This window comes from Gluconobacter sp. P1D12_c (assembly GCF_018812105.1).
Classification (GTDB): Bacteria; Pseudomonadota; Alphaproteobacteria; order Acetobacterales; family Acetobacteraceae; genus Gluconobacter; species Gluconobacter oxydans_A.
In genome coordinates this window covers 1-403 of the sequence record NZ_JACSIQ010000645.1, presented here as the reverse complement: position 1 = coordinate 403, position 403 = coordinate 1, and the positions used below count along the sequence as shown (strand labels likewise).

The 403-nt window shown below is 40.2% G+C and carries 1 protein-coding gene; it reads left to right on the top strand.

Annotated features, from left to right (window positions below):
- On the top strand, positions 1-403 hold a 403-nt coding region (locus KP705_RS18555; RefSeq protein ID WP_215765371.1), incomplete at both ends, for a hypothetical protein.

Genomic DNA, 403 nt, shown 5'->3' with positions numbered 1-403 from the left:
GGAGAAGCAACAAGCCAAGGCTTTAGCTATTGCTCTGGCTGATGGTCGTGCTGTTGCAAAGCGTGTTGATGCTGCAAAAGCTAAGGCTGAAAAGTTTGAGAAGGCTGGCACGTTGGTTGGTGCTGTTTCTTCTGCTGTTGCTGGTGGTGTTGTTCAGGTTTCTGAGTCATTCACGAAAAGCCGTTTTGATGATGGTGCGAAGTCTCGTGAAAATGAAATTCATTTATTGAAGAATCAAAATGAGAAGTTGAAAGCGAGTAATTCATCACTAAAAACAAAAATTCACAAAAGTAATGAATCACGAAAATCACTATTGAACGAATTGAAAAGCGAACGCGAAAAAAGTTTTGATAAGGGCAAGCCGTTCAGAGATTTACAGAAGAAGAATGAACAGCTTGAAACT